At 63.6% G+C, this 13,705-nt stretch carries 13 protein-coding genes; 6 read left to right on the top strand and 7 right to left on the bottom strand.

The genetic code is table 11. The annotated features are described in order from the left end of the window. Position 1: 1 nt before the first annotated feature. Positions 2–952 (top strand): hypothetical protein, encoded by a 951-nt coding sequence (locus tag LZC95_10180; GenBank protein ID WXA97201.1) that lies wholly within the window; start codon positions 2–4, stop codon positions 950–952. 1 nt (position 953) lies between these two features. Here the strand turns inward: LZC95_10180 and LZC95_10175 are convergent, their stop codons facing one another. Then, positions 954–1,289: a helix-turn-helix transcriptional regulator gene (locus LZC95_10175; GenBank protein WXA97200.1), complete on the bottom strand. Its 336-nt coding sequence runs from the start codon at positions 1,287–1,289 to the stop codon at positions 954–956. A 340-nt stretch (positions 1,290–1,629) separates the two neighbouring features. Between LZC95_10175 and LZC95_10170 the strand changes: the two genes are divergently transcribed. After that, positions 1,630–2,853, top strand: a complete 1,224-nt coding sequence (locus tag LZC95_10170) for an efflux RND transporter periplasmic adaptor subunit (GenBank protein ID WXA97199.1) — start codon at positions 1,630–1,632, stop codon at positions 2,851–2,853. Between the two features lie 12 nt (positions 2,854–2,865). Next, positions 2,866–6,018: a multidrug efflux RND transporter permease subunit gene (locus LZC95_10165; GenBank protein ID WXA97198.1), complete on the top strand. Its 3,153-nt coding sequence runs from the start codon at positions 2,866–2,868 to the stop codon at positions 6,016–6,018. Between the two features lie 126 nt (positions 6,019–6,144). Here the strand turns inward: LZC95_10165 and LZC95_10160 are convergent, their stop codons facing one another. Genes LZC95_10160 through LZC95_10150 form a run of 3 tightly spaced genes read right to left on the bottom strand, consistent with a single transcriptional unit; the run spans position 6,145 to position 8,482 of the window. Then, complete coding sequence (locus LZC95_10160; protein ID WXA97197.1) at positions 6,145–6,972, bottom strand: cyclase family protein; 828 nt, start codon at positions 6,970–6,972, stop codon at positions 6,145–6,147. 36 nt (positions 6,973–7,008) lie between these two features. Further along, complete coding sequence (locus LZC95_10155) at positions 7,009–8,061, bottom strand: acyltransferase (protein WXA97196.1); 1,053 nt, start codon at positions 8,059–8,061, stop codon at positions 7,009–7,011. Positions 8,062–8,065: 4 nt separating this feature from the next. Further along, on the bottom strand, positions 8,066–8,482 hold the full coding sequence (locus LZC95_10150; GenBank protein WXA97195.1) for an EVE domain-containing protein: 417 nt from the start codon (positions 8,480–8,482) through the stop codon (positions 8,066–8,068). A 174-nt stretch (positions 8,483–8,656) separates the two neighbouring features. On the opposite strand from LZC95_10150, the gene cysK reads away from it, so the two are divergent. Then, positions 8,657–9,652 (top strand): cysteine synthase A, encoded by a 996-nt coding sequence (gene cysK / locus LZC95_10145; GenBank protein ID WXA97194.1) that lies wholly within the window; start codon positions 8,657–8,659, stop codon positions 9,650–9,652. After that, positions 9,649–9,975: a DUF2325 domain-containing protein gene (locus tag LZC95_10140; protein WXA97193.1), complete on the top strand. Its 327-nt coding sequence runs from the start codon at positions 9,649–9,651 to the stop codon at positions 9,973–9,975. The genes cysK and LZC95_10140 overlap by 4 nt, the downstream gene beginning before the upstream one ends. On the opposite strand, the gene LZC95_10135 is transcribed toward LZC95_10140, so the two are convergent. Next, positions 9,972–10,856 (bottom strand): SDR family NAD(P)-dependent oxidoreductase, encoded by an 885-nt coding sequence (locus tag LZC95_10135; GenBank protein ID WXA97192.1) that lies wholly within the window; start codon positions 10,854–10,856, stop codon positions 9,972–9,974. The two genes, LZC95_10140 and LZC95_10135, sit on opposite strands and share 4 nt — an antisense overlap. Continuing rightward, positions 10,856–11,323: a peroxiredoxin gene (locus LZC95_10130; GenBank protein WXA97191.1), complete on the bottom strand. Its 468-nt coding sequence runs from the start codon at positions 11,321–11,323 to the stop codon at positions 10,856–10,858. The genes LZC95_10135 and LZC95_10130 overlap by 1 nt, the downstream gene beginning before the upstream one ends. A gap of 113 nt (positions 11,324–11,436) precedes the next feature. Between LZC95_10130 and LZC95_10125 the strand changes: the two genes are divergently transcribed. Continuing rightward, positions 11,437–12,810: a DUF4403 family protein gene (locus tag LZC95_10125; protein WXA97190.1), complete on the top strand. Its 1,374-nt coding sequence runs from the start codon at positions 11,437–11,439 to the stop codon at positions 12,808–12,810. On the opposite strand, the gene LZC95_10120 is transcribed toward LZC95_10125, so the two are convergent. Beyond that, complete coding sequence (locus LZC95_10120) at positions 12,753–13,577, bottom strand: lysophospholipase (protein ID WXA97189.1); 825 nt, start codon at positions 13,575–13,577, stop codon at positions 12,753–12,755. The genes LZC95_10125 and LZC95_10120 overlap by 58 nt on opposite strands. Between the last annotated feature and the right edge of the window lie 128 nt (positions 13,578–13,705).

Here is a 13,705-nt window from a genome sequence, read left to right as displayed (position 1 = left end):
CATGAAGAATCTTCGACATCTGCCTGGTGTGATCGTGGCCGCCGGCATCGCGATGGTCAGCAGCGCGTGCCTGTTCTCCTCTTCCTCGGACGACTCGGACTACGGCGGCTGCCGCACCGACGCCGAGTGTCCAGCCCCGAGCCAACCATGCCGGGAGAACCGGTGCGTGGCCGGCGTCTGCACCGAGGGCAATGTCCCCGCGGGGGTCAACTCGCGCCGATCGCAAGCGGATCTCGTGTGCCGACGCCTCGTGTGCGACGGCAACGGCCTCGAGACCTCCATCGTCGACGTCACCGCGGTCACCGACACGCCGCACGATTGCAAGCAGACCACGTGCACCGCCGAGGGCAATCCCGCCTTCACACCCAGCGCGGGCGACGTGGCCGAGGACAAGGCCGGCGATTGCAAAAAGCCCACGTGCACCGCGGACGGCCTTCCCTCCACGGCCAACGACGACGCCGATCCTCCTCCGCCCAGCACCTGTATGAGCTACACCTGCTCGAACGGCACCCTCAAGGGCACCCCCATCAACAAAGGCATGGTGTGCGCGCCCACGGGCTTCTCCTGCGGTGCGAGCGGCAAGTGCGACACGTGTCCGGCTCCCGACGCGAGCTGCACCGATCCTGGCCCCGGCAAGAATGCGCGCTCACCCAGCACCGCATACCACTGGGGCGACATCGGTCGATGCGACAGCGGCGGCCGCACATTTTGCGGCGTGCTCGGTGCAGGGCAAACGGCCTATTTCCGATTTCGCGATGACGGCACCGGCGCGCTTTGCCAGCTCGATCCGCACATCGAAGTATCGCCGACCGCAGAAGTTTCGCTTTGCGTGGGTAGCCAATGCACCACCACCGGCGGCATGTCCTTCTCGAGCACGTCCGGCCAGGAGATCACCTTCTCCGTAACCGCAAAAACTGCGTGCACGGGCTACACATTGTCATTTCATCTTTGAGCTAACTCGAAACGTCTTGGAGCGCGCGCGCATCGTAGGACTCGCGCGCGCGCCGTACGGCCTCCTGGTGGTCGTTCGCCCATTGGCAGAGCGACCGCACGTTTTCCATGAGGGCGCGGCCCAGCGGCGTAAGCCGATATTCAACGTGCGGCGGGATCACCGGCTTGACCTTGCGCGCGACGAAGCCGTCACGCTCGAGATCCCGCAAGGTTACCGTGAGCATCCGCTGCGAGATGCCGCTGATCAATCGCCTCAACTCGGTGAAGCGAAGCACCTCGTGCTCGCCCAAGTGAAGGATGCAGATCACGCTCCATCGATCGCCAATGCGGTCGAGCACGTCTCGCGCAAGACATGCGCATCCACTTTCCACATTCGATTTCGCTGCTGCTTTTCTCATTGGTTACTTTGACCTTCCTTCGTTCCGACGGGATGCCTCCTTGCCGCTCGCCGTCGTAGACAACACCTTCGGTTCCTAAGAGTAACGAAGAAGTTCCTAAAGGGAACCAAGAAATCGTTGGGAACCATCCCGGGCTGGACCATTTTTCAACCGGCCCTATCGTCCGCGCCAGTGCGCTCGTCCCTTCTCCAAGCGGTGAAGGCCGGGGCGGTGGTTCGACCTTCGAGGATGGTCGAATGGGCAGGCGCGCGTGAATTGGACCGCTGGAGATCTTTTTCAAATGATCGAGTGGAAGAGCGTTGGATTGATTGGGGCAATGTTGGCGATTGCCGGCTGCGCGAAGGGCGAAGCCGCGCCTCAAGGAGGAGGAGTTCCGGTCAAGGTCCAGACTGCCGTCTTGGCCGACACCGATGAAACGTCGGAGTTCGTCGCGGAGGTCAAATCGCGGAACTCGGTGGAGTTGCGGCCCCAGGTCGAGGGGCACGTTTCCAAAATTCTCGTTCAATCTGGAGCCGCCGTGACCGCAGGCGCGCAGCTTTTGCAGATTGATCCGCAAAAGCAGCAAGCCGCCTTTACCAGCGCGGCCGCAGCGTCGGGCTCGGCGGAAGCCGAATTGTCGCGCGCCCGCTCCACCTTGGCCGCATTGGAGTCGACGCGCGATGCACGGCGCGCCGCACTTCGCTTGGCGGAAACGGAGCAAAAGCGATCGGCATCGCTGCTCGCGTCCAATACGATTTCGCAACAGGCCTTCGATCAATCGCAAACGGCGCTCGATCAGGCCAAAGGCGACTTCGATTCGGCCGCGCAACAAGTGGCCGCGCAAAAGTCGGCCATCGCCAGCTTGGAAAGTGGACGCGCGCAGGCGCAAGCCAGTGCGCAGGTGCAACGCGCGGAACTCAAGTACTACAACATCGCGGCTCCGTTCAACGGCACCGTGGGTGACATTCCGGTGAAGATTGGCGACTTCGTTACGCCGCAAACTTTGCTGACCACCCTCGACGACCCGAAGATGCCGCTGGAAGCATACATCTCGGTGCCCGTGGAGCAGCAATCGCGATTGAAGCTCGATTTGCCCGTTCGTCTCGTCGATGCCGATTCCAAGCTTCTTTCGAAGGGTGCGATTTCCTTCATCGCTCCGCGGGTCGATTCGGCGTCGCAGACCGTGCTGGTCAAAGCCCGCATCGACGATGCCTCGCAGCTGCGCACGCAGCAACTTTTGCGCGCGCGCATCGTGTGGAAATCGACACCGCAGGTGAGCATTCCCACGACGTCGCTCTCGCGGCAGAGCGGGCTCACCTTCGTCTATGTTCTCAATGATGCCAATCCGCCTGCGGTGGCGCAGCGCCCGGTCAAGCTGGGCTCGACCACTGGCAATGACGTGGTCGTGCTCGACGGCGTGAAGCCGGGCGAGCGCTTCGTCACGGCGGGCATTCAAAAGCTCCGCGATGGAGCCCCCGTCACGCCGGAAGCGCCGACTGCTGAACGAGCCGCGGACGCGAAATAAGGAGAGCCCCCCGTGTTCGTCGAATTTTTCATACGCCGTCCGGTATTCGCGAGCGTCTGCTCGCTGCTCATCGTTCTCGCGGGCGCGATCTGCATTCCCTCCCTGCCCATCGCGCAGTACCCCGAGCTCGCCCCGCCGCAGGTGGTGGTGACCGCCACGTACACCGGCGCGAGCGCCGAGGTGCTCGAAAGCGCGGTGACCACCCCGCTGGAGCAGCAGATCAACGGTGTCGAAGGCATGAAGTACATGCAATCGACCAGCACCAACGACGGTGTGAGCACCATCACCGTCACCTTCGACGTCGACCGCGACCCGGACTTGGCCGCCGTCGACGTGCAAAATCGCGTGTCGCAGGCCACGGGCCGATTGCCCAACGAGGTGAAGGTCACCGGCGTCTCGGTGAAGAAGAACTCCGCGGCCTTCGTTCTGGGTATCGCGTTTTACGCGGAGAACGACGTTTACGACAACGTGTTCGTCAGCAATTACGTCGACCAATACGTCAAAGACGAGGTCAAACGCGTCAAGGGCGTGGGCGACGTTCCGCTGTTCGGTGAGCGCAAATACTCGATGCGCCTCTGGCTGGATCCCGCGCGCCTCGCCACGCGGCAGCTGACGGCCGGCGACGTGGTGCGGGCACTGCAAGATCAGAACGTGCAGGTTGCGGCAGGGCAGATTGGCCAGCAGCCGGCGGTGAGCGGTCAGCAATTCCAGGTCAGCGTGCGCGCCATCGGCCGGTTGAAGGATGCCGAGGAGTTCAACGATCTGGTGGTGAAGTCCACCACCGACGGGACACTGGTGCGACTCCGCGACGTCGGCCATGCGGAGCTCGGTGCCGAGGATTACAGCCTCTCGGCCATCTATCGGAACGTGCCCAGCATCGGCATGGGCGTTCTGCAGCTGCCCGGTGCGAACGCGCTGGACGTTGCCCACAACGTGAAGGCCGAGCTCGAGCGGCTGTCCAAGAGCTTCCCGCCCGGCTTGAAGTACAAGGTGGCCTTCGACTCGACGCCATTCGTCGAGGACTCCATCAAGGACGTGGTCGAGACCCTCGCCGTGGCCATCGTGCTGGTCATCGCGACCATCTTCCTCTTCCTGGCCACGTGGCGAAGCACGTTCATCCCGGCCATCACCATTCCGGTGTCGCTGGTGGGCACGTTCGCCTTCGTGAAGGCGTTCGGCTTCACCATCAATACGCTGACGTTGTTCGGCATCACCTTGGCCACGGGCCTCGTGGTCGACGACGCCATCGTGGTCATCGAGAACATCGAGCGGTTCATGCGCGAAAAGCACATGGGCCCGCGCGAGGCCGCCGGCGCCGCCATGAAGGAAGTCTTCGGCGCGGTCGTGGCCACGTCGCTCGTGCTCATCGCGGTGTTCGTGCCCATGGCCTTCTTTCCGGGGACGACCGGCCGCATTTACCGGCAATTCTCGGTGACGATTGCCATCTCGGTGGCCATCTCGGCCTTCAACGCCATCACCTTGACGCCGGCGTTGTGCGCGCTGCTGCTCCGGCCGCACGGCAAGGTCAATGCGTTCTTCGAGCGCTTCGAGCGCATGCTCGATCGCGTCAAAGAGCGTTACGGCCGTCTTCTGCGCACGGCCCTGCGCTGGCGCGGGCCGGTGACGGTGGCCTTCGTGATCTCGCTCGGCGTGACGTACTGGATGAGTCGCGTGGTTCCGACCGGGTTCGTGCCGGAAGAGGACCAGGGCTACTTCATCGTGGCCGCCCAGACGCCCGAGGGTTCGTCGCTCGAGTACACGAGCAAGGTGTTCAACAAGGCGACGGATGTTCTCATTCAGCAGCCCGAGGTGGCTGGAGCCTTCGCCGCCGTCGGATACGGCTTCGCCGGCAACGGCGCGAACAAAGGCGTCATGTGGGTCATGATGAAGCCGTTCGCCGAGCGTCGCGGGGAGCAGCACTCGGTGGCCTCGGTCATCGCCCGCACGCGCGGACAACTGTTCGGGATCCCCGAAGGCTTCGTCGTGGCCTTCCCACCCCCGCCGATTCAAGGCATCGGCAACCTCGGTGGTTTCCAATTCGAGGTGCTCGATCGCGGTGGGTCCACCTTGCAGCAGCTCGCCGGCGGGACGTGGGGTCTCATCGGTGCAGGCAGCAAGGAGCCGCAGCTCAAAGGTCTGTTCTCGACTTACAGCGCCAACGATCCGCAGCTGGTGGTGGAGGTCGACCGCGGCAAGGCGCGTGCGATGAACGTGCGCCTCGACGAGGTGTTCAGCACGTTGCAAGTCTTCATGGGCTCGCAATACGTGAACGACTTCGACTTCTCGAACCGTTCCTACCGCGTGTACGTGCAAGCGGACGCTCGCTTCCGCGCACAACGCGAGCACTTGAGCGAGTTCTACGTGCGCTCCGAGTCAGGGCAGATGATTCCGCTCGGAACATTGATCAACATTCGTGAGACCGTCGCCCCGCAGGTCATCAGCCATTACAATCTGTTCCGCTCGGCGGAGATCAACGGAACGGCGGGCGATGGTTTCAGCAGCGGGCAGGCCATCGAGCAGATGGAAAAGCTCGCGGCGGAGTTGCCCAACACGATGACCTTCCAGTGGTCGGGTCTATCGCTCGAGGAGCTCGAGGGCGGAAAGCAGACGACATTGCTCTTCGGTCTGGGTTTGCTCGTCGTGTTCCTGGTTCTGGCGGCGCAATACGAGAGCTTTGCGCTTCCGTTCATCGTCTTGCTCGGCGTCCCCGTCGCCGTCCTCGGCGCCCTCGGCGCCCAGTGGGCACGAGGGCTCCAGAATGACGTGTTCTGCCAGGTCGGACTCGTGATGCTCATCGGGCTATCGAGCAAGAACGCGATTCTGATCGTCGAATTCGCACAGCAACTGCGCGAGCGCGGAGAATCGATCATCGACGCCGCGGTGGTGGCCGCGCAGACCCGTCTGCGCCCCATCCTCATGACGTCCCTCGCCTTCATCCTCGGCGGCCTTCCCCTGGTCTTCGCCAGCGGCGCCGGCCGCGCCGCCCGCCACTCCCTCGGCACCGCGGTCCTCGGAGGCATGATCGTCTCGACGATCCTGAACCTGCTGCTCATCCCAGTGCTCTACGTACTGATCGAGAGCGTACGCGAACGCCGCAGAGCACCCAAAACCGAGTCCATCCCCCCCACAGGCGGAGCGGAACCCCTCGCAAGCCCGGCAGAGTAACGGCCGAAGAATTTACAGGGAGGCGGGGAGGCGGGGAGTTTTTTGGGTTTCCAATTGGCACAATGAGCTAGCTGGAAACTTAAAAATCTCCCCGTCTCCCCGCCTCCCTGTTCAATTTTCTTATTCTTAATGCGGTGGAAGGACGGCCACGACTCTTACGGGGCCGCCGGAGCCACCCCCGATTTTCATCGGCAATGCGATGACCATGGCACCTCGCGGGGGGAGGTCTTTCATCGAGGCCACGTTTTCGAAGGCGGGGATGTCGGCGCCGAGCAAGATGCGGTGGGTCATGAATGTCTTCGACGGGCCGTTGTCGATGCTGGCGGTGTCGATGCCCACGGCGGCGACGCCGCGCGCGACCAGAGCGCGGGCGGCGTCTTCGCCGATGCCGGGGAAGTGCAGATTGGACGCGTCGCCCGGTTTGTCGTCGCCGAGGTAGCGCTTGCGGTCGGGCCAGCGGTCGGACCAGCCGGTGCGGATCAGCACGATGGTCTTTGGCTCGATGCGGCCGTGGGCGCGTTCGAAGGCTTCGATGTCGCGGACGCTCAGCAGGGCGTCGCGGTTTTGCGCGGCTGACGCGGAGATGTCGATGACCGTTGCTGGGGCAACCAATCGCTCCAGGGCAATCTTGTCCGCCGTGGCGCGGCCTTCGGCGAAGTGAATCGGCGCGTCGAGGTGCGTTCCACCATGCTCGGCGCTGCACATTTTTGCCGATGCATAGAAATAACCGCCCTCGGTTTGGCCCCAATGAAGCTTGTCGAGCACGAAACCGCTCGTATCGGTCGGCCAATAGACCGTCGTGGTGTCATAAGGATACGAAAGGTCCACCAGACGAGCGCCCGGTTGCAATGCAATGGACTCGACGTGGGCGGCATTCAATCGAGTCGGCTCGGGCGGTGAATTCGCGGCGCACGCAGTCAGCGCAAGCGCAGCGGCAAGCGAAAGTCGGATCATGGGCTGCCTCCTTCGCGGGAGGTATAGCGCCCGCAGTCAGGAACGGAATCGATTTTTCAAACCAAGGAATGGCATTTCGAAAAACCGGTACGAGGCCCAGGCGATTGCAAACGTGATGCAGGTCGCCAGGACGAAAAGGACCGGCGCCAAACGCCATGCGTCAGGCAGCAGCCATTTGACCCCGGTAATCACCGAGACATGAAAGAGGTACATTCCATAACTGACCACGCCGACCAGCCGCAACATCGGAATGTCCAAGAGCTTCGCCAGGCCATGGTCGCCTCGAATGCACACCGATGCGACCAAAAGGGCCATCACGATATGAATCACGAAAAGCGGTGTCCCATCCGCCGCGAGCAGCCCAGCCAGCGCCAAAAGAAGGATCGGCGCACTGCATCGTCGACCTAACATCGTATCCGCCGCCGAGAAGCTCTTCCGGAAATGAAGTACATAAGCCACCACCGCGCCGAGGCAAATGGGTGTCGCAATGCTGGTCAGCATGCGATGCCCAAGGCCCGCGGAATCGATGTATGCGGCAAGATGCCCGTGTTCCAGCGCGTAATCCAGCACAATGCACCCCAGCATGAACACCGCGGGAAGGTGCAGCGGGCCACGCTTTCGCACGACCCACGGCCAAACCAGATAAAATTGCTCTTCAACGGCCAGCGACCACGAAAAGCCGAACACAATCGCGTGCGGCACGTCGAAATCAACGAACCAATTCGACGTGTAGGTCGAATAGAACGGCAAGTTGCGTAAAAAGTGATTCCGGAGCGGCGAATCCGGAAGAAGGAGCCAGCCGCGCAGCGCGTAGAGCCCGAGCACGGCGTAATAGAGGGGGAAGATGCGCAGGGCGCGGCGCACGTAAAAGTTCTTCAGCGAGATGCCTTCGCCCTCGCGAAGCAGCAACGTGGTGATGAGAAAGCCGCTGATCGCGAAAAAGAGGTCCACGCCGAAGGGGCCGCGCCCCAAGATGCCCTCCAGCGGTCGCGGCGTCGCGTGGTGCCAGATGACCGGGAGAATGCTCAGGCAGCGCAGCCCGTCCAGCGAGGCGAAGCGCGTGGTGCGAAGGTAGCTCTCGAAGCGCACCGGTCTAAAGCTTGGTCTTACCTTCGCGTAAGATCACGCGAAGCTCGGCCTCGGTCACCGGCGTGACGGAAAGACGCGAGCGCCGCACCAGCGCCATGTCGGAAAGGTCGGGATGCGCCTTGATGCGCTCGAGCGTGACCGGCTCACTCAGCTCTTTGACGGGGGCGACCTCGACCACGCTCCAGTCCTCACCGTCGTCGCTGCTCGGATCGGAGTACGCCTCCTTGACCACGCGCGCGATGCCCACCACCGCCTTGCCCTCGTTCGAGTGGTAAAAAAGGCAGATATCGCCCTTCTTCATCTTGCGCAGGTTGTTGCGCGCTTCGAAGTTGCGGACGCCGTCCCACACCGTTTTCTTGTCCGAGACGAGCTTCGAAAACGGATAGACCGACGGCTCACTTTTTATCAGCCAGGCACTCATGAATTCGGAGATTAGCCTGACGGAAACGTACGCGACATCTCGCGCGCTCAAGATGATGAAAGACCGGGCATGGCCGAGGGCCCGGCCGGGTTGAGAGAGGAGAAAGGTGACGCCCCTTGTCAAGGGCGCCGTATTCGCTAAAGTAGACGCAGGTTCATCATAACAGAGGACGTCATGGCGCTGGTCGAAGCTCGAAGAATTGACACGGAGAACGGGGAAAACGGGGGTCCTCGCTTTCGCGGTGCGGTGAGCGAGGCCATCGGGCGCACGCCCCTCATCGAGTTGAGGCGGCTTGGCGCCGGTCTGCCTGGACGGATCGCCATTAAACTAGAATCACGCAACCCGAGCGGGAGCGTAAAGGATCGGGTCGCCGCAGCCCTCCTCGACGATGCGGAGCAGCGCGGATTGCTCGTGCCGGGCAGCACCATCGTGGCGCCCACGAGCAGCAACACGGGCATCGCCATGGCCCACATCGCGGCCGCGCGCGGCTACAAGCTGCGCCTCACCATCCCGAGCGACTGGGCCAACGAGCGCATCGCGCTGCTCCTCTACTTGGGCACCGACGTGGTGGTGACCCCTGGAGGAGACATGCACGGCGCCCGCGAACGCGCCAAGGCGCTCGTGCAGGCTTCCCCGGGTGCAGTCCTCATCGATCAATTCGTCTCGCCGGCGAACCCCGAGATCCATCGCCGGACGACGGCCCAGGAAATCTGGGAAGACAGCCTCGGCCAGGTCGATGCGTTCGTGGCCGGCGTGGGTACGGGCGGCACCATCACGGGTGTCGGTCTGGGCCTTCGCAGCCGCAAACGCGTCGAGCTCGTGGCCGTCGAGCCCAAAGGCTCGCCCGTGCTCTCCGGCGGCGTGGCCGGCAAACACGCCATTCAAGGTATCGGCGCGGGATTCGTCCCGCCGCTCTTACGGCGCGACCTCATCGACGACGTCATCACCGTGTCGGACGACGAGGCGTTCGCCCATGCCCATCGCTTGGCGCTCGAAGAGGGAATCCTCGCGGGCGTATCTTCTGGAGCTTCCATCGCTGCGGCGCTCGCCCTCGCCGCGCAAAAGCGCATGGCCGGAAAGCTCATCGTCACGATCGTGTGCGATTCGGGCGAACGGTACGTCTCAACACCGCGCGCCGAAGCGCGCCCTTCCCGTGGAGGAAGACGATGATCAAGAAACCTAGGGTCGTATTCGTAGGCGGCGTCGAACGGGTGGAACGTTCCCTTCGCGCATCGGGTGAAGAACTCGGCGTGGACGTCGACGTTCACGCCGGCCACATGCAAGGCAACGCCGGCACCCGCCTGGCCGCACTCGTCCGACGAGCCGATCTCGTCGTGCTCGTGACGGGGGTCAACAGCCACAACGCCGTGCAAACTGCGAAAAAAGAAGCGGCCCGCAATGGCAAACCGCTCCAGATCATGAAGTTCTGTGGCGCTGCCGTCGCCCGCGCCTTGCTCGCGGAAGTCGCCCGCGGCGCTGCCACGGCGGCCTAGGCCGCGGACGCCGCAGGTAGTAGCGTGCGGATGGCGTCTTCGCTTCGCTCGAAGACCTCCCGCGCGAGGCACTCGTCGCGGGCCAGACGGCTGACGCGCGCCTCTTTGCAACCGTCGTAATAGAGTCCCGAGCTACTCGAAAGCTCCGGCGCGGTCGCGCAATAGAGCGTCGTTTTCGCGCCTTCCTCGTTCGAGGTGAAGAAGAGTTTCATCACATTGGCGACGGGCCACGGGATCTCGCGCCACAATTCGGACGCCACCACACCGGGGTGAAGCGAATACGTCGTCACGCGCGTACCGGCCAGGCGATTGGCCAGTTCCTTCGCGTGAAGAATGTTCATCAACTTGGTGGCGCCGTAATGCGGATAGCCGTGAATCTTCTTCACGGGCTGCGACATCTGCCCCCAATCGATGGTCCTCGCGCGAAAGTGCGCGCGGCTGGCCACGTTCACCACGCGGCCCTGCGGAGCCTCCAAAAGCTTCGGCAGGAGCAGCTTCGTGAGGAGGAATGGGCCTAGGTGGTTCGTGGCGAAGACGATCTCGTAGCCATCCTTCGAGAGCCCGGTGGCCCCGGCGATACCGGCATTGTTGATGAGCACGTCGAGCGGTCGCGACGACGCGAGAAACGTGTCCGCCGCGCGCTTCACGGAAGCGAGATCGCCCAGGTCGATGGGGAGAAACTCGACGTCCGCACGCGCAGACGATGCCTGGTGCAGACGCCGAATCTCTTCCAAAACGGGCTGTGTCTTCTCTTCCGAACGGCAAGCCAGCACCACGCTGCCACCTCGCGCTGCGAGCGCACACACCGTGGCGCGCCCGATACCGGCGCTGGCTCCGGTCACCAGAAAGGTGCGGCCTTCGAGATCGCGTGCAGCTTGCATCAATTTGAGGTGGTCTTCAGTTTGACGATGTCGTCGAGCAGCACCCGCTCGTGCCCCTGCGGGTTCACTTTGGTGTAGACCTTGCGCACGATGCCCGCGGGATCGATCACGAAGGTCGTGCGGTCCCAGTACAGCGTCCCTTTGTAATCGCTTTGCCCCACGCCGGCGGCGGTGAGCAGCTTGGCCTCGGGATCGGCCAAGAGATCGATGGTGAAGGAGTACTTCGAGCAGAAGCTCTTGTGCGAGTCCGCATCGTCCGCACTCACGCCGACGACGGTAATGCCATTCTTTTCGAACTCGCTTTTGGTGGCGGTGAACGACTTGCCCTGGACGGTGCACCCGGGGGTGTCATCCTTGGGATACACGTACAAAACAAGCCATTTTCCCTGGTAGTCGCCGAGGCCTACCTCCTTTTTGTCCTGGTTCTCGAGACGAAAATCCGGAAAACGTTGCCCGACTCCGATCATGTTGGACCTCCGGTGCGTTTAGGTGCGGCTCGATGCTCGTACTTTACGCCAACCACGCCGCCTTCCACCCGTTTCCACGACGAACGGGACCGCGTATACATTCCGCTTGAGTCATGGCAAAGCACCGCTCCCTCGCTTCTCGGCTTTCACGGTTTGGTCTCTTCACGACGGTCGCGCTCGCCGCGTGTTCGCGCTTCGGGGCGGTGTACCCGCCGCGGCCACCGGAGAGCCCGGCGGCACCGGTCGCCGATCCCGCACCGGCACGCATCGTGACCCATGTGTCGGTCACCTCGGGCGCGCTCAAGTCGTCGCTCGATGAAACGGTGCCCGGAAAGGGCGATGGCGACTTCCCGCTGGCCGGCACCACGCGCCGCTATTCGTGGACACGCAATCCGCTGGCGGTGAGCTTTTCGCAAGGCCGCCTGGTGCTCGACACGCGCGTCGATGCCAAGGTCGATGTGCGCGTAGGCTCGCTGGATTTTCCCATCGATCTGAAGGTGGCGGCGGAGCCGGTGGTCAATACGGACTACAAGGTGAAGCTTCAGTCCATCGACGTGAAGGTCACCTCGACGGACCGGCGCCTTCGGGTGGCGGATTCCGTGGGCGGTGTGTTCGAGGCCATTCGCGCCCAAGTGCACCAGAAGCTCACCGAGTTCGAATACGATCTGCGACCGACGCTCGCCGAAGCGTACGCGCGCGTGGCGAAGCCGTTGGAGATCCCCATCGGCGACGCCAAAGGCTGCGCCATGCTCAAGGTGCTCGGCGTCGAGGCCGGGCCCACGGTGATTGCGGATGGCCTGGAGAAGGATTTGGCGCTGGTGGTCGCGCCATCGGTGACGCTTCCGTGTGCCGAGGCGGCCGACGCTCCTGCGGCGAGTCTTCCGCCGCTCGCCAACGTCGCGACGATTCAACCGGGTCCGTTCACCGTGACCGTGCCCATCGCGGCGCGGTACGATGAGCTGACGCGCGCCATGTCGGTGACCTTCACCGACGGGAAGTACTTCTTCTCCGAGGATTACCCGAAGCTTTATCTGGAGAAGCCCGAGATTTACGAGTCGCAGGGGCTGCTCGTGCTGAAGATGCACATCGCCGGGCCGGTTCATGCGGCGGGCATCGACACGGACATCAACGGCGACATCTTTCTCTCCGGGCACCTGTCCGTCGTGGACAACGAGCTGAAGATTCCCGATCTGGAGCCGACCATCGAGACGTCGAATTTCCTTCTGTCGATCAAAGCGATGGCCGACGGCCCGAAGATCCGCGACCAGGCTCGCGCGGCGTTGCGCCTCGACATCGGCGATCGGCTTCGCACGGTGCGGACCAAGTTGTCGTCGGATCTGACCTTCGGCGGGCCGCGGGCGTGCTTCAAGGGCGATGTGGACCGCATCGAGGTCACCGGCGCCTACGCCCACGGCAATTACGTGCGCGTCTACGTCGCCGTCACCGGCCGCGCCGCCGCATCGGTGCCGTGCCCCAACGCAGGCTGACCGAGGAAGGCCACGGCCGAAGCCACCGCGCGCGGGTCGTGCAGGATGCGGACGTGACCTAGCCGCTCGGCGCTCTGAAGTCGGGCGCCGGGCCAGAGGCGGGCGAGATCTTCGCCTTGCTCGAAGGGCACCTCGCGATCGTGCACGTCGTGCAGGATGAGGAGCGGGGTGGTCATGCGCGGTGCAAGTTGCGCGGGCTGGATGGCGTCGAAGGGGACGTCGAGCCAGCCTTCGGCCTTGCGTTGAATCTTGCTCCAGATGGCGTCGGAGACCCCGACCTGCCTGCGGAACAGGCCCCACCACGCGTGATAATCCGAGGGCGGTGCGAAGAAGACGGCACGGGAGGCCTGCAGGCCGCGCGCGAAGGCGTAGGTCACGGCGCCCGCGCCGAGGGAGTGGGCGATGATGCCGTGGAATGGTTTGAAGATCGCGGATGCGCGCTCCATGGTGCGCGCGAAATGGACCAGCGAGGACAGGCGACCCTCGGATTCGCCGTGGCCCGGGAAGTCGATGGCCACGGCGCGAAAGCCCTCGGCGACGAGTGCGTTCGCGAGCGAGGACATCTGGCCGGAGTGACCTCCCCATCCATGGGCCAAGAGCACGGTGGGCCCTTCGCCCCAGACGCGGGCGACGATGTTTTCGCGCTCGACCTCGAAGGAAAAGCGCTGCCCCTTCGCGAGCACGGTGCGCTCTTCGTCACGAGGATGGAGGCGGCGGGGGGTAAAGAGAAGGCGATGCCCGAAGTTGGCGGCGGCCGCGGGCGCCATGGCGCCCATCACGCGAAAGCCGCTGCGGAACCAAGGCGGGACGTGGCGTTTTTGGGCACGACCGTTCGTGCTATTAATACGACCGTTCGTGCTATTATCAAGGATGGCGTCGGCCATGAGGGTTCTCC

Source organism: Sorangiineae bacterium MSr12523 (assembly GCA_037157775.1).
GTDB classification, from domain to species: domain Bacteria; phylum Myxococcota_A; class Polyangia; order Polyangiales; family Polyangiaceae; genus Pendulispora; species Pendulispora brunnea.
Note: the sequence above shows the minus strand (reverse complement) of the source record. Positions and strands in the feature narration are given on the sequence as shown.

Coding starts and splice junctions, on each gene's coding strand:
- LZC95_10180 (WXA97201.1), top strand. CDS start 2: ATGAAGAATCTTCGACATCTGCCTGGTGTGATCGTGGCCGCCGGCATC.
- LZC95_10170 (WXA97199.1), top strand. CDS start 1,630: ATGATCGAGTGGAAGAGCGTTGGATTGATTGGGGCAATGTTGGCGATT.
- LZC95_10160 (WXA97197.1), bottom strand. CDS start 6,972: ATGATCCGACTTTCGCTTGCCGCTGCGCTTGCGCTGACTGCGTGCGCC.
- LZC95_10150 (WXA97195.1), bottom strand. CDS start 8,482: ATGAGTGCCTGGCTGATAAAAAGTGAGCCGTCGGTCTATCCGTTTTCG.
- cysK (WXA97194.1), top strand. CDS start 8,657: ATGGCGCTGGTCGAAGCTCGAAGAATTGACACGGAGAACGGGGAAAAC.
- LZC95_10140 (WXA97193.1), top strand. CDS start 9,649: ATGATCAAGAAACCTAGGGTCGTATTCGTAGGCGGCGTCGAACGGGTG.
- LZC95_10135 (WXA97192.1), bottom strand. CDS start 10,856: ATGCAAGCTGCACGCGATCTCGAAGGCCGCACCTTTCTGGTGACCGGA.
- LZC95_10130 (WXA97191.1), bottom strand. CDS start 11,323: ATGATCGGAGTCGGGCAACGTTTTCCGGATTTTCGTCTCGAGAACCAG.
- LZC95_10125 (WXA97190.1), top strand. CDS start 11,437: ATGGCAAAGCACCGCTCCCTCGCTTCTCGGCTTTCACGGTTTGGTCTC.
- LZC95_10120 (WXA97189.1), bottom strand. CDS start 13,577: ATGGCGCCCGCGGCCGCCGCCAACTTCGGGCATCGCCTTCTCTTTACC.